The 23,292-nt window shown below is 62.7% G+C and carries 26 protein-coding genes and 3 pseudogenes; 12 read left to right on the top strand and 17 right to left on the bottom strand.

Translation table 11 applies throughout. From position 1 onward, the window contains the following. Positions 1-11: 11 nt before the first annotated feature. Positions 12-629, top strand: a complete 618-nt coding sequence (locus B4394_RS22025) for a hypothetical protein (protein ID WP_139360371.1) — start codon at positions 12-14, stop codon at positions 627-629. 8 nt (positions 630-637) lie between these two features. On the opposite strand, the gene B4394_RS22030 is transcribed toward B4394_RS22025, so the two are convergent. The 3 genes from B4394_RS22030 to B4394_RS22040 form a co-directional block, all read right to left on the bottom strand. Next, the gene (locus B4394_RS22030) at positions 638-1,444 is read right to left on the bottom strand and encodes an aminoglycoside 6-adenylyltransferase (RefSeq protein ID WP_139360372.1); all 807 of its coding nucleotides are present in this window, start codon (positions 1,442-1,444) and stop codon (positions 638-640) included. A gap of 85 nt (positions 1,445-1,529) precedes the next feature. After that, positions 1,530-1,799, bottom strand: a complete 270-nt coding sequence (locus tag B4394_RS22035; RefSeq protein ID WP_078312998.1) for a hypothetical protein — start codon at positions 1,797-1,799, stop codon at positions 1,530-1,532. A 212-nt stretch (positions 1,800-2,011) separates the two neighbouring features. Beyond that, positions 2,012-2,638: a TetR/AcrR family transcriptional regulator gene (locus tag B4394_RS22040; RefSeq protein WP_139360373.1), complete on the bottom strand. Its 627-nt coding sequence runs from the start codon at positions 2,636-2,638 to the stop codon at positions 2,012-2,014. A 125-nt stretch (positions 2,639-2,763) separates the two neighbouring features. On the opposite strand from B4394_RS22040, the gene B4394_RS22045 reads away from it, so the two are divergent. Together B4394_RS22045 and B4394_RS22050 are read left to right on the top strand one after the other, a co-directional pair. Beyond that, complete coding sequence (locus B4394_RS22045; protein ID WP_078316273.1) at positions 2,764-3,993, top strand: acyl-CoA dehydrogenase family protein; 1,230 nt, start codon at positions 2,764-2,766, stop codon at positions 3,991-3,993. Positions 3,994-4,014: 21 nt separating this feature from the next. Beyond that, entirely contained in the window at positions 4,015-5,157 is a 1,143-nt protein-coding gene (locus B4394_RS22050) for an acyl-CoA dehydrogenase family protein (protein WP_078312970.1), read from the top strand. 2 nt (positions 5,158-5,159) lie between these two features. Here the strand turns inward: B4394_RS22050 and B4394_RS22055 are convergent, their stop codons facing one another. From B4394_RS22055 to B4394_RS22065, 3 genes are all read right to left on the bottom strand, one after another. After that, entirely contained in the window at positions 5,160-5,777 is a 618-nt protein-coding gene (locus tag B4394_RS22055; protein ID WP_078312969.1) for a DUF1345 domain-containing protein, read from the bottom strand. A 203-nt stretch (positions 5,778-5,980) separates the two neighbouring features. Beyond that, positions 5,981-7,393, bottom strand: a complete 1,413-nt coding sequence (locus B4394_RS22060; RefSeq protein WP_078316274.1) for an Hsp70 family protein — start codon at positions 7,391-7,393, stop codon at positions 5,981-5,983. 56 nt (positions 7,394-7,449) lie between these two features. Then, the gene (locus B4394_RS22065; RefSeq protein WP_078312967.1) at positions 7,450-8,451 is read right to left on the bottom strand and encodes an alpha/beta fold hydrolase; all 1,002 of its coding nucleotides are present in this window, start codon (positions 8,449-8,451) and stop codon (positions 7,450-7,452) included. 157 nt (positions 8,452-8,608) lie between these two features. On the opposite strand from B4394_RS22065, the gene B4394_RS22070 reads away from it, so the two are divergent. The 6 genes from B4394_RS22070 (at position 8,609) to B4394_RS22095 (ending at position 12,525) form a co-directional block, all read left to right on the top strand. Beyond that, positions 8,609-9,136, top strand: a complete 528-nt coding sequence (locus B4394_RS22070) for a hypothetical protein (protein WP_078312966.1) — start codon at positions 8,609-8,611, stop codon at positions 9,134-9,136. Between the two features lie 35 nt (positions 9,137-9,171). Continuing rightward, positions 9,172-9,399, top strand: a complete 228-nt coding sequence (locus B4394_RS22075; protein ID WP_170915083.1) for a YdeI/OmpD-associated family protein — start codon at positions 9,172-9,174, stop codon at positions 9,397-9,399. Between the two features lie 276 nt (positions 9,400-9,675). Then, positions 9,676-10,056 carry a hypothetical protein gene (locus B4394_RS22080; protein WP_139360374.1) on the top strand — a complete coding sequence of 127 codons (381 nt, stop codon included), beginning with the start codon at positions 9,676-9,678 and terminating at the stop codon, positions 10,054-10,056. Beyond that, positions 10,050-10,568, top strand: coding sequence for a flavin reductase family protein (locus tag B4394_RS22085; RefSeq protein WP_286142281.1), 519 nt, complete (start codon positions 10,050-10,052; stop codon positions 10,566-10,568). The genes B4394_RS22080 and B4394_RS22085 overlap by 7 nt, the downstream gene beginning before the upstream one ends. 423 nt (positions 10,569-10,991) lie before the next feature. Beyond that, a complete protein-coding gene (locus B4394_RS22090; protein WP_078316278.1) occupies positions 10,992-11,810 on the top strand; it encodes a SigB/SigF/SigG family RNA polymerase sigma factor in 819 nt (272 codons plus the stop codon). Between the two features lie 292 nt (positions 11,811-12,102). Continuing rightward, positions 12,103-12,525 (top strand): STAS domain-containing protein, encoded by a 423-nt coding sequence (locus tag B4394_RS22095; RefSeq protein ID WP_078312961.1) that lies wholly within the window; start codon positions 12,103-12,105, stop codon positions 12,523-12,525. A 26-nt stretch (positions 12,526-12,551) separates the two neighbouring features. On the opposite strand, the gene B4394_RS22100 is transcribed toward B4394_RS22095, so the two are convergent. The 5 genes and pseudogenes from B4394_RS22100 to B4394_RS22120 form a co-directional block, all read right to left on the bottom strand. Then, positions 12,552-13,007, bottom strand: coding sequence for an ATP-binding protein (locus B4394_RS22100; RefSeq protein ID WP_078316279.1), 456 nt, complete (start codon positions 13,005-13,007; stop codon positions 12,552-12,554). A 520-nt stretch (positions 13,008-13,527) separates the two neighbouring features. Then, positions 13,528-13,680 (bottom strand): annotated as a pseudogene (locus tag B4394_RS22105) (low affinity iron permease family protein); the annotation flags it as partial. A gap of 169 nt (positions 13,681-13,849) precedes the next feature. Continuing rightward, a complete protein-coding gene (locus tag B4394_RS22110; protein WP_078312958.1) occupies positions 13,850-14,149 on the bottom strand; it encodes a hypothetical protein in 300 nt (99 codons plus the stop codon). 81 nt (positions 14,150-14,230) lie between these two features. After that, a complete protein-coding gene (locus B4394_RS22115) occupies positions 14,231-14,599 on the bottom strand; it encodes a hypothetical protein (protein WP_078316281.1) in 369 nt (122 codons plus the stop codon). Positions 14,600-14,763: 164 nt separating this feature from the next. After that, positions 14,764-15,444 (bottom strand): PAS and ANTAR domain-containing protein, encoded by a 681-nt coding sequence (locus tag B4394_RS22120; RefSeq protein WP_078316282.1) that lies wholly within the window; start codon positions 15,442-15,444, stop codon positions 14,764-14,766. A gap of 418 nt (positions 15,445-15,862) precedes the next feature. Between B4394_RS22120 and B4394_RS22125 the strand changes: the two are divergent. Together B4394_RS22125 and B4394_RS22130 are read left to right on the top strand one after the other, a co-directional pair. Further along, positions 15,863-17,233, top strand: a pseudogene (locus tag B4394_RS22125) (amino acid permease). Between the two features lie 84 nt (positions 17,234-17,317). After that, positions 17,318-17,770 (top strand): TIGR03618 family F420-dependent PPOX class oxidoreductase, encoded by a 453-nt coding sequence (locus tag B4394_RS22130; RefSeq protein WP_078312954.1) that lies wholly within the window; start codon positions 17,318-17,320, stop codon positions 17,768-17,770. 13 nt (positions 17,771-17,783) lie between these two features. Here B4394_RS22130 and B4394_RS22135 read toward each other — a convergent pair whose 3' ends face one another. From B4394_RS22135 to B4394_RS22145, 3 genes are all read right to left on the bottom strand, one after another. Further along, a complete protein-coding gene (locus B4394_RS22135) occupies positions 17,784-18,392 on the bottom strand; it encodes a TetR/AcrR family transcriptional regulator (protein ID WP_078316283.1) in 609 nt (202 codons plus the stop codon). A gap of 72 nt (positions 18,393-18,464) precedes the next feature. Further along, entirely contained in the window at positions 18,465-19,487 is a 1,023-nt protein-coding gene (locus B4394_RS22140) for an agmatine deiminase family protein (RefSeq protein WP_078316284.1), read from the bottom strand. Further along, complete coding sequence (locus tag B4394_RS22145; protein ID WP_078316285.1) at positions 19,484-20,467, bottom strand: nitrilase-related carbon-nitrogen hydrolase; 984 nt, start codon at positions 20,465-20,467, stop codon at positions 19,484-19,486. The genes B4394_RS22140 and B4394_RS22145 overlap by 4 nt, the downstream gene beginning before the upstream one ends. Positions 20,468-20,544: 77 nt before the next feature. Between B4394_RS22145 and B4394_RS22150 the strand changes: the two are divergent. Next, positions 20,545-20,811, top strand: a pseudogene (locus tag B4394_RS22150) (amidohydrolase); the annotation flags it as partial. A 24-nt stretch (positions 20,812-20,835) separates the two neighbouring features. On the opposite strand, the gene B4394_RS22155 reads toward B4394_RS22150, so the two are convergent. The 3 genes from B4394_RS22155 to B4394_RS22165 are packed head-to-tail and all read right to left on the bottom strand — an operon-like array spanning position 20,836 to position 23,289. Continuing rightward, on the bottom strand, positions 20,836-21,249 hold the full coding sequence (locus B4394_RS22155) for a cupin domain-containing protein (RefSeq protein WP_078316287.1): 414 nt from the start codon (positions 21,247-21,249) through the stop codon (positions 20,836-20,838). 4 nt (positions 21,250-21,253) lie between these two features. Continuing rightward, the gene (locus tag B4394_RS22160) at positions 21,254-22,414 is read right to left on the bottom strand and encodes an FAD-dependent oxidoreductase (protein WP_078316288.1); all 1,161 of its coding nucleotides are present in this window, start codon (positions 22,412-22,414) and stop codon (positions 21,254-21,256) included. Next, a complete protein-coding gene (locus tag B4394_RS22165) occupies positions 22,411-23,289 on the bottom strand; it encodes a DUF1295 domain-containing protein (protein WP_078316302.1) in 879 nt (292 codons plus the stop codon). Before B4394_RS22165 ends, B4394_RS22160 begins: the two co-directional genes overlap by 4 nt. Positions 23,290-23,292 lie beyond the last annotated feature (3 nt).

Genomic DNA, 23,292 nt, shown 5'->3' on the forward strand with positions numbered 1-23,292 from the left:
CAATGTCAGGCATGAGTGAGAGACAGCCGGGCGCTCTCCGGCGGCGCGTCGTGATCGCTGGCGTTGCACTCCTAGTGTTCACGGCCGCTGGCGTGGCAGCCGTCGCACCAGTGGACTGGGGCAGATTGCCACTGGTCGGGGCACTGATTGACGAGAGAGATCCGCTGTACGGCGCGCCGCGGCTGGACGGGGAGTTGTCCGCCATGCAGCGCGAGCTGCCCGGGCGGAGATTGTTCCGGGTGATGATCTATCCGGCGCACATTTCGATAGAGGCTCAAGTCGGGGACACCCAACAGCTCGATCAGCTCGATCAGCGGCGCGGAGAATTCCGAAACTTCGGTCGTCAAACCGGGTATGCCTGGGCGCGGACGCCATTTCGGGTAGAAGAGATTTCTGCATACCGCATCCGGCAGGCAGTGACCGATGCGCTGGCGCTCGGCAAGCCCGGTGGTGTCGAGTTCGTATCGTACGAAACGGCCCGCGCACAAAGACCTTTGACGCTGACGGTGTGGTTGCGCCATGACCCCCTCAGCACGCTCGTAGATTTCGATCCGCGCACGGGAGCCATCATCGGACAGCAGTTCATAGAGACCGATGCCAACACCGTGCTCGGCGGGTGCTGGTGTTAGGAGCCTTTCTAGGCGCGCAGCGACAGGATCTGCTCGATCTCGCGTCGCAGCCGTTCGTGCCGGAACGGTTCGAAACCGAGGGCGGTGCCCGTACGCGCCGACAACCGCGCGAATAGGTCGACCGTGCGCCGCAGTGCGTTGACGGTGTCGTCGGCATCGAAATGTGCCCAACAGCCCTCGACTTCGACGCGGACCTCAGCGTCCATCCAGCTGTTCATGCGGGTACCCAGATAGCGCGTGTCATGCCCGGTTCCATACCGAACACGGTGGTCCCACTCAATGATGCGCAGCAGCTCTTCCTTGAGATCCTGGTCGCGTAGTTTCGCCGACCAGAGCTCCTCGCGTACCACGGCTTTCGCGCACATCAGCGCTGCGGCGTAGCCCCAGTGCACGCTCTCCTCAAACTCCTCTTCGGCGGGCAGCTCACCGTCGGGCGTGCCCACCGCGTCCGGGTCAGGTGCCTGACCGTCTTTGTCGACCAATACCTGGAAGGGCCGATCGTGCTCCATCTCGGCGAGATCCTCGGCGGGAATCAGGGTGAAGTCAAGCTTGCCTCCGGCGTAGTAGACCAGCCGGGTCTGATACCCGGAGTCCTCGTCCTCCATACGCTCGACCACAAGAACTTCGCCCAGCGATGCCCACCACGAATCCTCGTCTGCCAGGTCATCCGGGTCGGATGCGTAGAGCTCGATGTCCCGGTCCGACAGGGGGTGAACGTCCCCGTCGGCCGCGGACCCAGTGACAATGACCGCCCGGACAGCATCCACCTCGGTCGCCCACGCGACCAACTTCTCGAGCACCTCACCGTAATTCACACCCATATCCTTGGCTGCCCGGCATGGTGTTCTCAAGAGCTTTTCCGCGTGTCGGTCAGGTGTTTCGCGCGCGTCGCGGCGGGCGCTAGCCAGCGTTGTTCTTGTTCGTGCCGTCCGGCACGAATGGGTTGACCCCGGTTGGTGTCAACGGGTTGGCGCCCTCGTAGGTCGGCTGATGCGCGCCCTGCTGGTACTCAATGTCGCCCGGGGCAAGACACGGATCGAAGTCGGTCGAGCCGACGCTCGGCTGGTTCGCGTAACACACCGGCGGCGGCTCGGGCGCCGCCGCGGCCACCGGGGACCCGATCAGGGTGATCGCCCCGACGACCATTGCCGAACTCACTGCCGTAAGCATCTTCATGCCCACACCTCTCCACTCTGCCAAAAATCAGCTAATCGAACTCGCCGCCAGAGCGGCCCTTCAATACATTGCGATATATGCATATATTAATTTCAGAAGGTTTGTCTACATCGTGGTCAAGGAAATCAGGAAGCTCACATGGAGATATCAGCTAATCCTCAGGATACCGGGCCGGGGTAGGGGTAAGTGGCAGCGACGGCCGGCCTTCAGCGTTGCGTGGAACGTGCGGGCCCATGGGCCAGCAGCATGTCGACCAACTGATCGATGAGGGTCTCTTCGGTGCCCGCGATGTCCTGATTCAGCCATGCCGCGACGGCCTGCCCAACGCCCCCCACGACGAAATGGGCCAGCACCGGAAGGCTGCCGTCATCATCACGGCGAAACCAGTCGCGCAGATGCTGAGCGAACAGCGATACAAACATCGCCGTGGCCTCGAACCTCTTGCGCACCAGAACCGGATTGACCTGCCTAGGGCTATAGAGCAGCTGCCCGATGCGACGGTCCGCGTTGATGACACGCACTACGCTGCTGATACCGGCCCTCACCTGCTGGCGCGGCGGCGCCGCCGCCACCTCGGCCTCGATGGTCGACGTAAGGCCCTCGACGGCCCAATCAAAGATCGCGGTGGCGAATTCGTCCTTGTCGGCGAAGCTTTCGTAGAAATAGCGTTGCGCCAAACCCGAGCGTTGGCAGACGGTGCGCAGCGTGAGGTCGCCGGGTCCGTCCGGGGCACCGAGAATGTCGAGCCCCGCCTCCAGCAGCTGTTGCCGACGCCGCGCGAGGCGTTCGTCGGCGGGAAGACCGCTGTATGAGCGGCCGGCTGGGGATGACACCCACCCAGTCTTACAGGAGCCGATATTTGCCTGGGGGCAGAACGGGCATTAATCTGAATGCACTTGCATCCAGATTAATGAGATCTATCGCTTCCCCAACGCAGCCTCGACACAACGGAGTGCACATGGACCTGGCCTTCTCGGCAGAGGAAGAACAATTCCGCACGGAGGTCCGGGAGTTCCTGGATAAGAACCTCACCGAGGATCTGCGCGCGGCCGGACGCCTACAAACGAGTGTGTACAGCGATCACGAGGCAAGTCTGCAATGGCAGGCCATCCTTCACGAGAAGGGATGGGCGGCACCGGCCTGGCCGGTGAAGCACGGTGGCCAGCCGTGGACCGTGGCGCAGCATTACATCTTCGCGGTCGAATCGACCCTTGCCGGGGCGCCCGCGTTGTCGCCCATGGGCATTCGGATGGTTGCGCACGCAATCGTCAAGTTCGGCACACAGGAGCAAAAGGACTTTTTCCTGCCCCGGATTCTGACGGGGGAGGTCTTCTTTTGTCAGGGTTACAGCGAGCCCGAGTCCGGCTCGGACCTGGCGTCGTTGCAGATGTCGGCGCTCTCCGACGGTGACGACTTGATCCTCAACGGCTCCAAGATCTGGACAACCCATGCCCGCGAGGCGAATTGGATGTTCGCACTGGTCCGCACCACCAAGGGCCCGAAGAAACAGCTCGGTATCACTTTCATCCTGATTGATTTCACCTCACCCGGGATCGAGGTCAAGCCCCTGGTGATGAGCTCGGGCGAGGAGGTGCAGAACGTTGTGTTTTTCGACAACGTACGAGTCCCCAAGACGAATGTCCTCGGTGAGATCGATGAGGGATGGACTGTGGCCAAGTACCTCCTTGAGTTCGAGCGCGGCGGTGGGGCAGCGGCTCCCATGCTGCAGGTGGGCCTGGACCAGCTGAGCGCGGCCGCCCAGTCGGTACCCGCCGAGAATGGCACCCTGGCAGACGATCCGGTGTTCAGCGCCAAGCTCGCCGATCTCGCGATACGTATCGACGTGATGGAGGTTCTCGAGCACCGGGTACTGGCGGTCGTCGCCGGTGGCGGCAATCCGGGCACGGCCTCCTCGATGCTCAAGATTCTTGGAACAGAACTGTCCCAGGCGTTGACCACCCTGACGCTGGAGGCCGCGGGCCCGCGTGGCCGCGTGTATCAGCCCCATGTCACGAAGCCGGGCGGTCCGGTGGTCGAGTACACCCCGCCCGCCGACGGGTACCACAGCGGTGAGCTGTGGCAGGCGGTGGCGCCACTGCACTATTTCAACGACCGCGCGGGATCAATCTATGCGGGTTCCAACGAGATTCAACGCAACATCCTCGCCAAGGCCCAACTGGGCCTCTGACAGACAAGAGCGAACATCACCATGGACTTCAGCCTCACCGACGAACAACAGCTCCTGAAGAATTCCGTCTCGGATTTCCTGTCCAACCGTTACGCCTTGGACACCAGCCGCCGTGCGGCGCGCTCGGACGTCGGCTGGCAGCCGCAGGTGTGGAAGTCCTTCGCTGAGGAACTTGGCATTCTCGCCGCGCCGCTGCCGGAGGACCGTGGCGGTCTGGGTGGCGGCGCGGAGGAGGTACTGGTCATCGCCGAAGTGCTCGGACAGCATCTCGTCGTAGAGCCCTTCATCGGCACGGTGGTGCTCGGCGGCGGCCTGCTCCGGCGCTCGAACAGCGACCTGGCCAAGGACCTGATCGGTGGGATTGCGGCCGGCGATGTGGTGACGGGATTCGCCGCTCTGGAGCCAACTTCGGGGCAATCGTTTCACTCCGTGCGGACAACTGCCCGTCGCGAGGGACACGACTGGGTGCTCGACGGTGAAAAGATCGTGGTGAGCGACGCACCGATCGCCAGCCATCTGTTGATCACCGCCCGTACCGCTGGCGATGTCACAGACACCGCGGGTCTGACGCTGTTCGCGGTTCCGTTCGACCCTGCGAGTCCGCCCCAGGGAATCACCGCACATCACTACCGCACAATCGACGATCATCACGCCAGCGACTTGGTGATCGCCGGCCTACGCATACCGGATTCGGCACGAATCTCGGAGGTGGACGAGGCCTGGCCGCTGATCGATGCGGCCCTCGACGAAGCCACGGCCGCCACGGTGGCCGAGGCGGTAGGAATGCTGCGGAAGGTCCTGGCTGACACGGTCGCATACGCCAAGCAACGCCAGCAATTCGGCGTGGCAATCTCCAATTTTCAAGCGTTGCAACACCGCATGGTGAACATGCACATAGAGGTCGAGCAAGCGGTGGCCGCCTCTTACTTGGCTTCGCTCAATCTCGAGGGTCCGCGCCGTACCCGTGCGGTGTCGGCCGCCAAGGCGACCATCGCGCGGGCCGCCCGCCTGGTGGGGCAGGAGGCAGTTCAGCTGCATGGTGGCATGGGCATGACCGAGGAGCTGGCGATCGGACATTACTTCAAGCGACTCACCGCAATTGAGTCAGAATTCGGCAATCGCGATTTTCACACCGCACGGTATCAGCGCGTACGCGGCGCCTAGGCCTAGCCGACGAGATTGATGACCAGGTTGATCGTGCACGCGATGATCACCGTGCCGTAGATATAACTGAAAAGACAATGCTTCAACACCACGTCGCGGATGTGAGACGCGGTGACAGCGGTGTCGGAGACTTGGTAGGTCATGCCGAGATTGAAGGAGAAGTAGTAGAAGTCGACGTAGCGAGGCGGGACGTCGGAGTTGAAGTCGATACCGCCGGCGATGCCCTGGTAATAGATCCGCGCGTATCGAGCGGCGTAGATCGTGTGCAGCATCGCCCACACCGTCAGGATGGCTCCGATGCACAGTCCCGCGTAGGTGCCCTTGTCCTCCTCGTTGGCTGAGATCAGGAGTATCCCGATTGCGGACAAGCTCGCCACCAGGATCAGCAGCATTGCCAAGTCGCCGAGCTCGTCGTCCATGTCCTCGCTGCTCGCGCGGGCACGTGTTTGGTCGGGATCCATGGGCCACAACACCGTGAGTGCCCACACGACATTGACGGCAGCGGTCATGATGACCACCGCGAGCAGCGCAACCTGCCAGCGCTGCAACAACACCCCGGTCAGGGCGCCGACCGTCAGTCCAATCATGAGCGCGACCCAGAATCGCTTCGCGCCGGTCATGCCCGCTCCTCGAGGAACACCATCCCGACATCCAACAGTGCCGACAGGAGAAAGGGAAGGCCGGCCGCGCCGTCCCGCTCTTACTTTCTAGATCACACCGGGGCGCGCGGCAAGATTCCGGGTTTGGCTCAGAATGGCTGGCTTAAAACGTGATTCACGAGGATTGGCGGGTCTTGATGCGTAGTGGCCGCGGAGCCGGTGAACTAGGGGTGCGGCGTGGTTGTCACTGTCGTCGTGGTCGATGTCCGGTTGCTTGGTGACGGAGCGTCGTCGCGGTCCTGCCAGGCGATGAACAGCGCGGTGAATACGGCCCCGGAGAACACCGCCGCGGCAAGGAACCAGAGGAACGGTCGCTGGAACCAACGCATCCGGTCGGTGTCGCGATAGTCGCCCGGTCCAGGGCTGAACGTCACCTCCGGCCGGGCGTCGGTGGCCGGCGTCGAGTAGTCCTGGTACTCCTGCAATTCCGGGGAGGTGTCGCCCTCTGACCATGCCAACCTGTCGGATTCGACGGTATCTATGGGTTTGGACGCGGGGCTCTTGGCGGTCTCCTCACCCACGGGCACAGGGCGCATCATCGTTGCATCGAGCGACGGCGTTTCCTCTGGTTGCCCTGCCATGACCGCAGCCCCGAACGCGGCGGCGAGCTGAGGCTGCGGCGCCGCGACGATCGGGCATCGCAGTCGCTCGGAAAGCTGTTGGGTGACAAGAGGGATGGCCGAGCCACCGCCGACGGTGAGGACGGCAGTGACGCTGGCGGGAGGAATGTTGTTGCGTTCCAAGGTTTCTTGAACCTTGGTGATCAGCGCGGCAAGTGGCTCCCGGATCCGGTCTTCCAACTCACTGCGTGTGAGCCGTACATCGGCGGTGAGGCCGGGCAGCTCTACCGGGACCGTGGTCGTGGTGTCGGCTGAAAGATGTTCCTTGGCCGCACGGCAGCGATCACGGAGGCGTGTCAGCGCGCCCAAGGATGCCGTTCCATCGGGATCTTGGCTGAGGCCGGCAAGAACCTGCGTCAAGAGCTCCTGGTCGATGCGTTGCCCGGAGAAGTCGTGATGACGAACGGTCTCGCCGATGGGCCCGAAATTGCCTGCGGCGTCGGCGAGCGTGATGCTGGTGCCGGTTCCGCCGAAATCGCAGACAATGACGACACCATGCGCGGGGAGCCGATCACGCGCGCTCTCCAGTGCGGCGCGTGCGTCGGGCACCAGCTTCATCGGGGTGCCGCCGGGCGCCAGGGCTGGCACCTTGTCAAGGGCGGCGCGCAATGCGGCAATGGAGTGTGCGCCCCAATGGGCCGGCACGGCGGCCGCGAGTGCCGGCGGAGCGTCGACGTTCGCGACCACCGCCGCGTCGGCGATCATGACCCGGATGGCTTCGGCCATGACCCAATCGGCACTGTGCACGGACCCGTCGGCTCCGACGATTCCGACGGGGTCACCGATTCGATCGACGAATCCGGTGAGGCCCAGGCCGGGTTCCTTCGGGATACCGACCTCCGAGGGCCGGTCCTCATGGAGCGTGAGCATCGAGGTCCGCACGACGGGGACACCGTCAGGGTTGCCGTCGGTGGCGACCAGCTGTGTAGCCCCGATCGACATTCCGAGTGAGTTCATTCCCTACCTGTTCGCCTGTTCCTCTCCGATTCTAGGCGGGCACTCGAGGCGCCGACCTAAAGGGCGTTCGCGTCCATGATCGCCGTGGCGAAATCCTTGGGAGCTTCTTGCGGGACGTTGTGCCCGATTCCATCGAGTGTCCGGTGGGCGTACTTACCGGTGAACATCTTCCGATAGCCGGACCCGTCCTTGGCCGGCCCGTCGAAATCGCTGCCGATCGTGATGGCTGGTACACCGATGGCCGGCTTGGCCGCCAGTCTGGCTTCAATAGCGTCATAGCGCGGCTCGCCCTTGGCCAGCCCAAGCCGCCACCGGTAGTTGTGAATCACGATGTCGACATGGTCGGGGTTGTCGAAGGCCCTGGCCGAGCGGTCATAGGTGGTGTCGTCGAAGTGCCACGCCGGAGAGGCGTTGTGCCAGATGAGCTCGTTGAAATCGCGGGTGTTCTGCCGGTAGCCCCGCACGCCGCGATCGGTGGAGAAGTAGTACTGATACCACCAGCCCAGTTCCGCCTGCGGAGACAACGGTTGCTGGTTGGCTTCCAGATTGACGATGATGTAACCGCTGACCGCCACCAGCGCTTTCACCCGCTCCGGCCAGATCGCAGCCACAATATCGGCGTTACGTGCGCCCCAGTCGAATCCCCCGAGGATGGCCGATGGAATCTTCAGCGCGTCCATGAAGTCGATGACGTCGGTGGCGAGCGCTGCTTGTTGACCGTTGCGGAAAGTATCGGTGGACCTGAACCGGGTGCTGCCATACCCCCGCAGATACGGCACCAGAACCCGAAATCCCGTGGCGGTCAGCAGCGGCACCACATCGAGATAGCTGTGAATGTCATAGGGCCAGCCGTGCAGCAGGATGACGGGCTGTCCGTCGGCCGGCCCTTCATCGACGTATCCGACGTTGAGCAGTCCCGCGTCGATCTGTTTGAGTGGCGGGAACTGTGTGCGTGGCCGAGTCGTGTCGATACTGGCCCCGTTCGAGCATGCCCCGAGGGTCGTTGCGCCGACCGCTGCGGCAAGCGCCACCTTGGATAATCCACGTCTGCTGATCATGTCAGGGAACCGATTCCGTGAGAGGTCTGTTGGCGTCGACCCAGGTGACGACGACGTGGGACTTTACCGTGGTGGGATGTCTATCCGGGGCAGCTTCGTCACCGCGTTACACCGACAGTGACCTGCGACTGCCGATCGTCTATGCGACGATGGCTCGATGGACGCAGCCAAGCTGTTCGTCGCTGGCGTGATCATCGCTGGTGCCGCGCTATCCCTGTCGATTCCCGCCGGAGCGGATCCTGTGACCCCGGGGCCCCTGCCCGGGCCGGCGGCTCCAGATGCGGCAGCCGCGGCCACCGCACCTGTCGGTCCACCGCCCCCGCCGCCCGCGCAGCCGTCGGTTCCTGAGGTCGCAAATCCCTCGTACGGCTCGGGGTCCGGAGGTCCGCTGGGCACCATCCGCGACCTCTACCATCAGGCCAAAGACGGACCGCTGGACACTCCTGAAGGTGTGGCAGGGCGCCCGGCAGGGGCGGGACCCGCGCCGCAGCTGCCGCCGGGTTACATCTCGACGAATGCCCCTGAATCCTCCAACCCGGGGCGGATACGCGACCCCTATGCACCGGCGCCGTCGGGACCGCCACTACCACCGGGGTACACGTCGTTGACGGGCCCTCCGCCGCCCGGCTATGAACCGACCGGTCCTGCGCCAGACGGTCCTGCGCCGAGCAGTCCGACGCCGTGACTCACGTCAAGGTCGCCGGGGGAGTAGTGCATACGGTGCCTGCCGATCTGCGCACGGCACTGATCGAGAACCCCACGGCCCTAGCCCTGTGGCAGGACATCACGCCATTGGGGCGCAACGAGTTCATCTGCTGGGTAGAAGACGCGAAGCAGGAGGCCACTCGGGAACGCCGTATTCGGCGGACCCAAGAGGAGCTCGAGGAGGGCAAGCGCCGGCCCTGCTGCTGGCCCGGGTGTAAGCACCGCGAGCGCACCGGCAAGTAGCCGCTGCAAGGTCACGTCGACGCGACGTTATCAACCGGCCAGTATCAACCGGACGCTTCTTCTGACCATGACGGGACAGAGCAGGGAGAGCGGGCGCGCCCAGCACTTCGCCGAAACCATGCAGTGGGCACTCAGCACCATTGCCGATAACGGCATGTCGAAGCACTACCCGAATGGAAGGCCGAGGATTGGGGACACCGGTCAACCAAACCGATATGGCGGCAACCATTCTCGGTGTCGGGGAACAAATACCTACCCGTGAGTTTCCGTGATGCGATGAAGACCAGCCGAGCGATGGCGGTGCCGATGGTCAATGATCCGTTGCATTGGCGTTACTCGAACTTCGAAGCTATCCGCCGCCGAATCGCATGGGCACAACATATTTCGATCACCACGACGTACATCGGGCGTGCGCAGATGCGCAGACTCGGGCTGCCCGCCTATATGCCTCCGTGGTACCCAATGCTGCGAATCCCGGTGAACCTGCTGCGCACCGGCGTGAATTTCACACTGCCCGGCGGCCGCCTCAGGCAGGCGCGCAGCGGCTCGCGTCGGCAGTACGAGTTCATGCATGCCCTCAACGCGGACGGGCATGCGAACAATCGGGCATTCCGCCAGCTGGGTCGGACATGCCGCCTAGCGTATGAGGAATGGTAAGCGCAGCAGCTTCGTCGAAGTCGGACGTGCCAGCAGATTTCGCCGGCCTCATGAGCCAGCTGGACCAACCGATGTATGTGGTGACGGTGCAGGGAGCCGACGGCCTCTCCGGATGTCTCGTCGGTTTTGCCAGTCAGTTCAGCATCGACCCACCGTTGTTTCTCGTAGGGCTATCCGAACAGAATCACACCTGGCGTGTCTCACATGGGGCAAGCCATCTGGCAGTGCATGTGATCCCCCGGGCGAAAGGCGAGTTAGTGCGCCTCTTTGGGGAGGAGACCGGCGACTGTGTCGACAAATTCGCAGAGTGTTCCTGGCGCACTGGTCCGCATGGTGCCCCGATACTGCAGGATGCCTCGGCCTGGTTTGTCGGTGAGATCGCCACGCGCGTCAAGCTTGGCGACCACATAGGGCACGTATTGGTGCCGGTCGCGGTGTCTCAGACATCGGAAATTTCCGGATACGTGTCGTCCCGCGATGCCACCCATCTCCATCCGGGCCACGAAGCGTGAAAACCTGACGCGACGACATTCCGTGCCGCCCGCCGAACAGGTGCTTGCCGCCGGCAGTGTCGAATCACATTGCGGTGCATAAGTACCCGGATAAGACGCGACTCGCAGCGCCGAGGGCGAAGTCGAGCATTGTCGGCGATCGCTTTCGCGAGTCAGTGGATAGCCATTCGAGTGTGTATTACCCGCAGGCCTAAAGATCAAACCTCTACTTTCTCGCGGACATCGGGTGGTGCCCATCGCAATATCCGCTTAGTGTGGAAGAAGTAGATGTGGCGCGCACATGGTTGGCATAGGAGGACAGGGTCCCGCCGGCACAGGAACGGCAAGTGATCCGCCATCGAATGCAGGCACGGCTCGCCGGCGCGGATGCGGTCGGACAAGTCGAACGAGCTGTTTCGTCGACAGCGTTGAGAGGGTTCATAAATGGAATGCCCTGTGGATGCTCCGGAGACCGGGCACACGGAGGCTAGATCCAAACAAAGCGGCACGGCCGACGACTACTCGGACGTTCCTGACATGTTTCTGGCCCTCCGCGGTCTGCCGCCTGACAGCACCGCATACCACCGCGGCCGCGAGCAGATCGTGACCAGGTGCCTCCATTTGGCCGACAACGTCGCGCGCCATTTCGATCGCCGTGGTGAGGATCTGGAAGATCTTGTCCAGGTGGCGCGCGTTGGACTGCTCAATGCGGTTAACCGCTTCGATCCTCAGAAGGGTTCGAGCTTTTTAGGTTTCGCTGTTCCCACCATGATGGGGGAGGTGCGTCGGCATTTCCGGGACCACGGGTGGTCAATGCACGTGCCGCGCTCGATAAAGGATAGACACGCCCAGATATCCAGGGCCACTGCGGAATTGACGCAGACCTTACAGCGGGCACCCACGGCTACTGAGTTGGCAACCGAATTGGGCATCAGCCGTGAAGAAGTCGTGGAGAGCCTGGTTGCGGCGGACGCTTATCGGCCCCAGTCAATCGAGGCACCCGTGGGGCACGGAGACGACGAATCCAAGCACCTGGCCGACTTGCTCGGTGACGACGACCCGGCGCTGGAACACGTCACAAATCGTGAGGCAGTACGACCGTTGTTGGCTGGGTTGGCCTCTCGCGAGCGCATCGTCCTAGAACTTCGGTTCTTCAAGGGTATGACGCAGAGTCAAATAGCTGAGCAGATCGGCGTGTCCCAGATGCATGTGTCACGGATTCTCGGCGACACACTGCGATACCTCAGGGACCAACTGCAGTAGTCGCCACTTGACTGGTACTTCGCCGGGGCGCCAACTCTGTCAGCGTCACGATCATCAAAATTAGCTTGATAGCGCGAGTACCTGACAGCGCCGCTCGCCGATGTTTGCGTTGAACGACCCTGCTCGTTAGAAACATTGTGCACGAACGCGAGTCGGCGTAACGTCTTCAACAGGTTGAGTCCACAGCCGCGCAGGATCTGTAGATACCAGTGCAGTGTTGGGCCCCTATATCGGGCGAGCTGGCCTGGTGTCTCCAATCCGAAAGAATGCACGCTTCGATCGATGGAGTCATATGTCTGTCATTGACCAGAATGCATCACGTTTCTCGACTCGAACCAAAACCGGTGTCGTTTCACTGTTTTCGTCAACGGACGACACGGCACGGTTCACGGCTCATTGGCACCGTCCATCTGCAGTCCTCGTGAGTGTTACCGGCGAGATTGACGCGGTCAACGCCGGCCATCTCACGGAGTATGCAACACGCTACCTAGATGGGCACCGGACGTTGGTGCTCGATCTAGAAGGACTGCGCTTCTTCGGAACCGACGGCTTGGTGGCCCTGGACGAAATACGTCGCCATTGTGCGATGCAGGGGATCGAATGGTCCGTGATTCCAGGTCGCGCCGTGCGGAAGCTACTCGACATCAGTGGCGACAGCAGCACTTTTCCGGTGAGCGATTCGATACCCGAGGTATGGAGGAAGTTGGCGCTGTAGCCGAGAGCGGTAGGTAAGGCGCGGCACTATCCATGCGCCACATGGACCGCAGCAGTGGCGTCCCGCCCCGTGGTCATGGTGACGCCGACGATCCGGCCCGTACCGGCCGCCGGGTCGGCCCCTTCGAAAGTTTCGACGTGGTCTACCAATGAGTTGAGGACGTGCCAGCTGAAGCTGTCAGGCGGAAAGACCTCCCCAGGCAGACAGTTCGTGAACACCACGATGCCGAGGCGGTTCGAATGAAAATCCAATCGGATAGTGAGTGTGGCTTCGGGCACCGATGCTCTGATGAGTCGAGTGCACGCCTCATCCGTGGCGAGTTTGAGGTCGGCCACGGTATCCATATCCGCGTCGTCAAGTGCTGCGGCCGCCGCTACGACCGTACGTAGCATCGCCAGATTGTCCAGCCGCGCGGCTGTTTGGAGCGTGAGTGATCGGTCGTCCGGATGACTGCCGGATTGTGCGGTGTGAGTCTCGGTCATGTCTCTCCCAAGATTTCTGCGTTCGTGATTACCCGGATCATCGATGCACAACCAATTCTTGCCTGCGGCCGATAGGCATCCACGCCGAGCTCTGCGTGTCGCCGTTGAAAACTGGGTAACGCGAGTATACGTCTGCCGCCGTCATCGTATGCCGGGCCAAGGGAATTCATTGCTGATCGCCGTTCACCATGGTTCGCCTCAATCGCTCTGCGCAAGGGCCGGTACTGCTCGACCGCATGGAGTAAGCAGCCAGTGCAACAACCTAATTCGTAGGTCCGCGTCACAATCACCCGAGAATTGCGCAAGCCGACGTACATTCCGGGGTCCTCTCCGACATGCATGTCGCCGATGGATGCGACGCGGGTTACGAGCAGAGCCTGTTCGTTCATGATGGATGTGGTCTACCCGGTGCACCGTGGACTCAATCATCGATTGCGCGAGTGGACGATAACGAATGAGTATTTTCGCGCGGCGACGCCGACGTACGAGCCCGCCCCTCCATGGGATCGGAGACTCGAGGTCATCCGGATTCCGTGCTCTCATGCGCTTCGAGCCCTACCGCATCGAGCAGATCCACACGGTCCCGGCCTAGGTTGGACGCCAACTCCGGGTTCATGCGCGCCAATGCATCGGCGATATCAGCGAACCCGTCGGCAATCCCGTTGAGCTTCCTGGCACTGTTACGCATCGCCGTGCTCGTCTTGCTCATCGATCGCCGCGTTACCCTGCATCGCGGCCCTTAAACAGGAGCGTGGTGCAGCGCAGGGGGAATGCTGAGGTCGACAAGGCCAGGGCAGAGGCCAAATCCGACGAGATGTGTCAGAAGCGTACGAGTAGCTAGCTCAATCGTGGTGAGGTTCCGAATATTCCTGGTGCCAACGGCTTTCCATCCCGCGAATCCGCTTGCGTTCGATGTGGAGCCAGAGCCACCCGACGAAGAAGAACACCAATGCCGATGCGCCTGCTACCGATGTCCATCCGTACAACCGATAGCCGGCAGCGGTGAGGCCCAGCACCACCGCGGTGATGCCAAGTGCCATGAACGCCAATCCCGGCCACGACGCCCTGTCCGTCAAGGTCTCACCAGCATGGGGGCGAAAGGTGCGGGCGTGGTCCACAGGGTCGTCAGCTGCTTCTTGCACGGGATCTCCTATTGACAAGAGGGGTAACGGTACTCATTTCAGCTTTACCCGCGATCCCGTCGATCAAACCGGCAAGCAGAGTCAGGTCGTCATCATCCGTCCAGTCAGCATGAGGTTCACCACCATGAGCACCAGCAGAAACCAACCGGCGCCCTGCCAGACCCACCAGCTCTCCCGGCGCCTCCAGACGCGGTAAGTCTGAATGAAGGCAACAATCCCACCTATCAAGAGGACAGTCGGCGAGGCCAGCGCGATCAGGGGTGTTCCTTCTCGGCTGCACAGCGCCGTGTTCACATCCAGACTGATCGAGCACCGTCCGATCCACATCACGGTAGCGACGAGGGTGATGGCGGCAAGTATCACGACCGTGAGGCTGAACCTCACCGCTTTCTGGACGCTCCGTCTATCCCGGAATCTTCGTGCCGGGTCGCTGTACATCGGGGCGTTCATATCCGTGGCAACTAGCTATCGCAGGCTCCCGTAATACCTGTCTGGCACACCGAGTGAGCGCGCTCGGATACCAGCGTTTCGCGGGTCGCGTACGCAGCCACGGCGTTGTCCTTCCTTCAGATCCCTTGCGGAAAGGTTTCCCGGAATGACTTGGTGTCAAACCCTTACCGAGGAATTCGTTGGTGAGTGGTCAGAAGCAGTCGGTCGTACTCCGAACGCGAGGGCAAGCTTCTTCCGAAATCCAAATTTTGGAAGTCTGCGACGATCTGTTGGGCAAGCGCGCGCAGTTTCACGTTGCTCTCTTGTGACCGCCATTTCAGCAACTCAAATGCTGTGTCGGCGTTGAGCCGGTAGATCAGCATCAGCATGCCTTTTGCCTGCTCGATGATCCCGCGGCTCTCCGCAATCTCCACGACGGCGGCGGTCAGCGAATCCTCACGGTCCTGTTGGGCCGACGGGGTGACGTCTACATAGAACCCGTGGGTTCCGACCACGGTGCCGTCGCCGTCATAGAGCCGGTCGCCAATCACTACGACGTGGTGAGCTTGCTGCTGCAAATCGATGATGCGATGACGAGTGCTGAAGGGCTGTGCCGTACGGCGGATCTCATCGAGCGTTGCGGCGACCTGACGAAAGTCGTCAGGGTGTTTATGGGAAAGAACGATTTCCGTGGTCGGGGTGACTTCTTCGGGTCCATAACCATGCATCTGCGCAACCTCGACGGACCACTCCCATCGCTCGTCGGCAAAATAGAAGCGAAACCAGCCGACGTGTTGCGGTGCCCCGCCCGCCAACGCCTGCTCCAAGCTGGCGTCGGCCGCCGTCTCCATAAGTTCATCAGACATGCCGTGACCACAACCTCACCGTCCGACACCCCTCGGAGGCACCGGCCATGCGGGCCGTACCTGTGGTGTTTAGCCAATTGCCCACAGGATATTCGCCTCATCATGCGCCGCACAAGACAGGCTCAGCTCCATGGCGGTCATCGCTTCGCTAGTTGGCTGCGGTAGCGATGCGCCTGCTTCTAGCGGCGGCACCAGGTCTGCCATCTTCTCGCTGAACGCGCCTGGCACGTGATCCTCACCTAACGCCGGGCATCGTGCCGGTTAGCGATCAGCCAAGCTAAATTCTGGTCAACGGGGGATTCACGTGATCGCGTCTGGCAGCTCCGACGGGCATGTTCACCGGCAGAGCACCTAAACTCAGCTAACTTCCCGGTTATCTCATAACCCTGAATGTGGCCACGCGATAGGAGTTCGCCCTGTGAACAGCACGTCGGAGACGCTCAAGCGAGGGCTCTCCGCTCGCCATATCCGCTTCATCGCATTGGGTTCGGCCATCGGTACAGGGCTGTTCTATGGGTCAGCCGAAGCGATCAGGCAAGCGGGCCCGTCGGTTCTTCTGGCTTATCTGCTGGGCGGGGCCGTCATCTATATCGTGTTGCGGTCCCTGGGGGAGATGGCCGTGCGCAGCCCGGTCGCGGGATCGTTCGGCGAGTATGCAACTCAATACATGGGCCCGCTGGCAGGCTTTCTCACCGGCTGGACGTACGCCCTGGAGATGATCGTCGTCTGTCTGGCCGACGTCACCGCGTTCGGCGTGTACATGGGCTTCTGGTTCCCGGACGTGCCGCGCTGGATCTGGGTTCTGTCGATCATCTTCTTCATCGGCGCGGTAAATCTGCTCAGCGTCAAGGTGTTCGGGGAAGTCGAATTCTGGCTCAGCCTGGTGAAGGTCCTGGCTATCGTGGCGATGATCGGCGGCGGTATCGCGATCCTGCTGTGGGGGACATCTTCCGATCCCGGCGCTCAGCACAGTGTCGCCAATCTATGGAATGACGGGGGGTTCTTTCCCAACGGGCTGGCTGGTTTCGTAGGCAGCTTCATGATCGTGATGTTCGCGTTCGGCGGCACCGAGATCATCGGAATCACCGCGGGCGAGGCAAAAGACCCTGCGCGCACGATTCCCCGGGCCATCAATACAGTCCCGGTGCGCATCATGCTTTTCTACGTCCTGACGCTCGCCGTCATCATGTCGTTGAATCCCTGGCGATCCATTGATGCGAACAGCAGCCCCTTCGTCCAGATCTTTGAACGTCTGGGGCTCACATCGGCCGCGACCGTGTTGAACATCGTGGTGGTGACGGCCGCACTGTCTGCCATCAACAGCGATATCTTCGCCGCCGGGCGAATGATCTACGGGATGGCCCAGCGGGGACAGGCCCCGGCGATCATGAGGCGGGTGTCGCGAAATGGTGTCCCCTAGACGACCGTCGTCGTCATGACGGCGGCCTTGCTCGTCGGCGTGGTGTTGAACTATGCGATAGAGGAGCGCGTTTTCGTCATGATCGCATCCGTCGCCACCTTCGCGACGATCTTTGTCTGGCTGATGATCCTCTTGTCCCACTTCAGATTCCGGGCACAGCCAAGCGTCAGTGATCCATCGGCCCCGGCCTTTCCGGTGCCGGGCTGGCCGTACCTACAGGTGTTCGCAACCGGGTTTTTGGTGTTCGTCATGGTCCTGCTGGCCTTTAGCGCCGACACTCGCGTTGCGCTCGTCGTCGGGGCGGTGTGGCTGTTGCTACTCACCGCCGGGTACCGAATGTCGCGCACACCGTCACGTACAACGATGTGAGAGTGGCCAGCTCACTCCCGTGAGCGAACCCGCCGCCTACAGTGAGATAGATCGCTCGTGGCAGCTCACGGAAGGGACTCAGTCGTGACAGACATTTCCGCATTCGCCGAGCTCGTTCAGCTCGATCACGGGCTGTGTGTGCTCAGCACGGTTCGGGGCGACGGCAGCGTCCAGTCTTCGGTGATTAATGCCGGCGTCATGCGGCATCCCCAAACCGGCGAGCCGATCGTCGCGCTGGTGGCGGCAGGGGGTACCCGCAAGCTTGACCATCTGCGGGCCGATCCGCGGGCCACCATCGTCGTGCGGGCCGGGTGGCAATGGGTCACAGTCGAGGGAACCGCGCAGATCATCGGTCCCGACGACTCGGATCCCGGCGTCGACAGCGAGGCGTTACGCCTGTTGTTACGCAACATCTTTCAGGCGGCGGGCGGCACTCACGACGACTGGGAAATCTACGACCGCGTGATGGCGGAGGAACGTCGTGCCGCCGTCCTCATCACGCCCCGCCGCGTCTACTCCAATCCGACGGCCAGATAGCGGTGCTGTCGCGTCATCCGCGCATTGGCTGAACACCCTTGGGGCCACGGCGATGTGCAGGGAGCATCAACTCGGCAGTGGCGCGCAGATGAGCACGCGCCTCGGCGGCGGTCAGTTCGTGGGAAAGCCAACGGGACGCCAAACCCTCGGTGAGCGCATTGAGAACCAGGGCAATGCTGTCCGCGTCCACGGTTTCGGAGACCTCACCGATGTCCTGAGCGGCCCGGATGGCGGCAGCGGTTTCACGTGTCCACTCTTCGGAAGTTCGCGCAAGGGGTTCGCGCAGTGGTTCCTCGTAGACCGCAGACGCACGTAACTCGTTCCACACCAACGAGTTCTCCACTACTGCGGCGGAATCCTGAATCTCCCCGAGAATATGCTCAATAAGCTGGCCCCGTGATACCCCGGAACCGCTGGCGGCCTGCCGGTACGCGCGTGCCTGATCGTTGATGTAGGTGAGGGCCGCCGCGAGCAGTCCATCACGGTCCCTGAAGTGGTAGTAGAGCAGACCCGACGAAACCCCGGCCACCCGTGCTACATCGCTGACACGCAGGCCCCGGACACCGTTCTCGGCGATGGCGGCGGCACTGGCCTGCAGAATCGCTTCCTGTCGGCTGGTCACCCGACACCTCCCTTCCGTCTCGACAGCTCGCTACATGCTAGGGAATGGCCGCGATCCCGCATCGTGTTGCCATCAGGACAGGGCTGGCTCTTGCTGGGTGATGCAGTGGATACCGCCGCCCCGCGCGAAGATCTCACGTGCGTCGACGGTCACCACGGCGCGCCCCGGATACTCCTCGGCGAGAATGGCTTTGGCGGTGTCGTCGGCCGGGTCACCGAACCGGCAAGCGATCACGGCGTCATTGACCACGAGATGGTTGATGTAGCTGTAGTCCACCCAGCCCTCGCTGTCGCGCAGCACGCCCGGCGCCGGGACTTGCGTTATCTCCCAAGGTTTTCCCCGGGCATCGTGACTCTGCGCCAGTAGCTCGATGATCTCCTTGGTGAGCTCATGGTCCGGGTGTGTGGCGTTGTTCTGTGTGTGAATCAGCAGCCGTCCCGGCGACGGGATGGCGACCACAATGTCGACGTGGCCATTCGTGCCGAACCGCTGCGCGTCACGAGTCAGGCCGCGCGGCAGCCAGATCACATGCCGCGCGCCGATCGTGCGTGCCAGCTCCGCTTCCACTGCGGGCTTGTCCAGCCCCGGGTTACGGGCGGGATCAAGCTGCACCGTCTCGGTGACCAGTACCGTGCCCTCACCATCAACCTGGATACCTCCGCCCTCATTGACCAAGGGAGAGGAGACAATCTCCGCCCCGGCGAGCCGACCTACAAGCCCACCGATGTGTGCGTCTTCGTCCCAGCGCGCCCAGTCACGGGCACCCCATCCGTTGAACACCCAGTCCACCGCACCCAGGCCACCGTCTGCCCCGCGCACGAAGGTGGGTCCAATGTCTCTCATCCAGGCATCATCGAGCGGCGCCTCGAATACCTCGATCTCCCGTGATAGATATGTGCGCGCCGCCGGGCGATCGGCCGGGTCGACGATCATCGAGACCGGCTCGAAGTCGAGGATGGCGTGCGCGACCGCGGCCCATGCGGTACGCGCCTCGTGCGTGGATTCCGCGTTCTCGAAGACGGTCGCCCCCTGCGACGGAAATGCCATCCAGATACGTTCCTGCCGGGCAGTTTCCGGCGGCATGAGCCAGGTCATGACGCGTGCGACCCGTACGGATTAGCCGTATCGACAGGTGCGATAAGCCGGGCGTAGGTGTCGGGCCGGCGGGTCATGTTGAACGGGAACAGATCCAGCCAATCTTGGCGCTGCTCCAGATCCAGATCTGCCACCAATACCGCCGCGGCATCGCGCGGCGCCTGCGCGAGAACCCGGCCGTACGGATCGGAGATGAACGAGGAACCATAGAAGTTCACATTTCCCTCATCGCCAAAACGGTTGGGCACGATCATGAATGTCCCTGCGGTAATCCCGTTTCCCACGATCACGTGCTGCCAGAGCGGCTGGGTGTCAAAGGCCGGAAAGGCCGGTTCGGAACCGATCGCTGTCGGATAGACCAGGATCTCCGCGCCCGCCAGCGAGTACATCCGCGAGACCTCAGGAAACCACTCGTCCCAACAGGTGGGCATCCCGACCGCGGCATCATCAAGCTCGGCCACGCGATACAGCGGATAGGGGTTATCCGCGGGTCCGGCGCGAAAGTACGTGTCCTCGTAATAGCCCGCGGTCACAGGAATGTGCAGTTTCCGGGTGCGCCCGACGAGCTCACCGCTGGGGGATACCAGGATGGCGGTGTTGTAGCCGAGCCCATCAGCGTCATCCGCACGCTCGTATAGGGACGCATGTACCAGCACGCCGTTCTCCTTCGCGGCCTGTGCGGCGAAGGAGAACGTGGGCCCCGACAGCAGGTCCTCGGCACGGGCACCCGGGTTCGCACCTGCCCGTACATCGGCGGGGTAGCGGGAAAGCGTCAGCTCCGGCAGGAACACGGCCTTTGCACCCTCGTCGGCGGCCAATCGGATGCCTTCGGAGAGTTGGTCGCGCAGGTGCTGCGGATCGGCGAGCCAGCAGTGCTGCACCAGACCCACACGGAGCGCCGCTCGCCGTGGCTCGCGTACGCGCGCCGGTGAGCTCGGCGGTGTGAACGCGGTTTCGACGACAAATCCCGACTCGGGCATTGCTTACCTCCTGGGGGGTGATAACTGCGACGGTAGAACAAACTGAAAATTCAGTCAAGATTGGGTATTGTGCGGATATGTGCACCGCGTCCGAGTGGGCCCCGCATTTCTCGTCGTTGAGTGCCAAGACCACCCGCCGGACGGCGCTGCGCGTAGCCACGGTCGCTCTCGGGGCGGGCGCCGTCGCGGCATGCTCGACCGGGACCGATTCGTCGTCCACAGCGAGCAGCGACAATTCGGACAGCACCGAGGTGGACTTCGTCTTTCGCAACGGACGCGTCTACACGGTGTCCGAGCGGCAGGAATGGGCCAAAGCGGTTGCCGTGAAAGGTAACACCATCACGGGCTAACCCCAGAAATATCGTGCCCTACTTCGCCAACACCACGAGGGGTTTGTCCTTGTCGACGACGTAGGTCGCGAGCTCCGAACCCTCGTCGGTGCCGACGTTGCGGACCGAATGGAAGGTCCCGGCGGGAACGAACAGTACATCGCCGGCAGTGACCGTCTTGGAACCCTGACCATCGATGTCGTAGACCAACGTGCCCTTGAGTACGTAGATGATCTCCTCGCCTGGATGCTTGTGCCTGGCGGCTTCGGCTCCCGGCTGAAAATCGACACGCGTCTGCAGCGCCTCACGGCCCGGGATGCTCAGATCATGACGCTGTAAGTCGGTGCGGCTTACCGGCTCCCGGCCAGATTGCACCGTCGACGACCCGCACGACACAGTGAGGGTGACAAGGCCCGCGCACGCAGCGAGGAAAATGGTGCTGTCGATACCCAAGTGATCAGTCCTTCCGGGGAGGTTCGAGCGCGTCGACGGTGGAGGCAAGCGGCCGGTTGTCGCGGATGCCCCGGTAGATCCCGCGTCTAATGATCCAGGGTTGCAGTACGCGCTCGATCGACCATGCCGGGAATCGGAACGCATGGCCGGAGGGCGCGAAGACTTCCAGCCCGTTGGGCTGCACACCGAGCACGGAGCCCCACCGGTACCTGGGTGGGCGGTAGGTACGCAACGGCCGCCCAGAGGCCCCGGCTCGAATATTGTGCGCCACAATCCGATCGGCACGATTGCGGGCAGAGGTGCGGAGCGAATCGGTTGCCGCGACGTCTCCGACAGCGAAGACATCCCGGTGGTGCGGAACGTGCAGCTCCGGTGTCACCCGCACGAATCCGTGCTCGTCGAGCAGCTCCGCCGGCAGCCAGCCGGTGTTGGGCCGGACGCGACCGATGGCCCACACCACCGCATCGGCGGACGCCGGTGACTGGCCGGTACTCCAGTGAACCGGCTCGCCGGTAATCCGGTTGCATGCGAATCCTTCGGGGATGAGTGCACGATGCCCGGGATGCAATCCTACGCGAAGTTCCTTCAGCCGCTGGCGGATCCGGTCCCAGACCTTCGGCGAGTGCTGTGTCAGCGCGTGTTCACCGGGGAAGTACAGATCGACGCGCAGGTTCGGCCATGTCATCGCCAGATTGGCAGCGCTGCTCACGGCGGCGGCTCCGCCACCGATGACGATCACCGTATGCGCGGAGGCCAGCCGATGATGGGCCGTGCGCAGGTCCGCGGCCACTTCGGCGCTCGACTGCAGAGTCGGCTGCCGCCAGAACCCGTTACTGACACCGGTAGAGATGATCAACGTGTCATACGGTTCGGTCAGCGGTGAACCGTCACCGTCCTGGCCGAAAACCGTTCGGGCATTGAGGTCGACGCCGGTAAGGTCGGCGTGCACCGTGCGCACGCGGTCCAAGCCGCGGAATCGGTCGAAGGGGACCCAGTAGTTCTGCGTCCACTCTGCTGGGCGTGACAGGCGTAGGCCCAGCTCTTGTCCGCTGACCAACCCGGGTTTGGCGGAGATTCCGACGACATCGCAGTGGCGCGCGAGCCGGATCGCGGTGAGCAGGCCGCTGTCGCCGAGCCCGGCGACCAGGACCCGTCGACGTCTCACGTCGATTTCCGTGGTGGACGCGGCACGAATCGTGGCACCCGCGCGATCACGTCCTGGTACTCGGGGCGGCGCTGCAGACTGCGCTGCTCCATCATCGGGATGCTCGAGCCCAGGAACATCCCCAACATGCCCGCGGCGCCGAGACACAGCCACCACGCATCCGCAGGGGAGACCGCTATGCCGAAGAGCGCCAGAGAAAGCCAGAAACTGAACTCTCCAAAGTAGTTTGGATGCCGCGACCACGACCACAGACCACGGTCCATCACCTCGCCGGGGCGACGGGTGCGGGTAAACCGGTGCATTTGTGTATCGGCGACCAGCTCCAGGGCGACCGCCGCGAGGCCAACGGCACATGCGATCGCTGTCAGCCAGCCCAGGTCGCCTCCGGGTCGAGTCACCGCGACATATGCCGGCAGCATCCCGACGAAAACCAGCAGCGTGGGAGTGAGATGGATCGCCACCAGATCGGCCAGGAAACTCCATCGCCCAGCGCTGGCGCGCAGCATGGGGTAACGCCAATCCTCGTGGTGCAGACCGGGGAACGCATATATCCAGTTGGCCGTGAGACGCACTGCCCACACCAGGACGACGAGTGCGACGAGCCAACAACGCAACTCGTAGACCCCGGACTGAGACCACCAATAGATCAGCAGCAGCGGGGGTATCACGCTCCAATAGGCGTCGTAGAAGCTCGAATTGCGGTACAGCCTGCTGAACACGAATATCACCACGGTGGCCAGCACATCGGCGATCAAGGTGTCCAGCCACATGCGTCCCGTACCTGGCCCCCAGGCAAGCCACGCGGCGCCCACGCACACGGCGATGACGTAAGCGATGCCGACCAAGGCCAATGATTGCCGCTTGCTCCGCGTGATGGT

Source organism: Mycobacterium sp. D16Q16, assembly GCF_002013745.1.
GTDB lineage: Bacteria > Actinomycetota > Actinomycetes > Mycobacteriales > Mycobacteriaceae > Mycobacterium.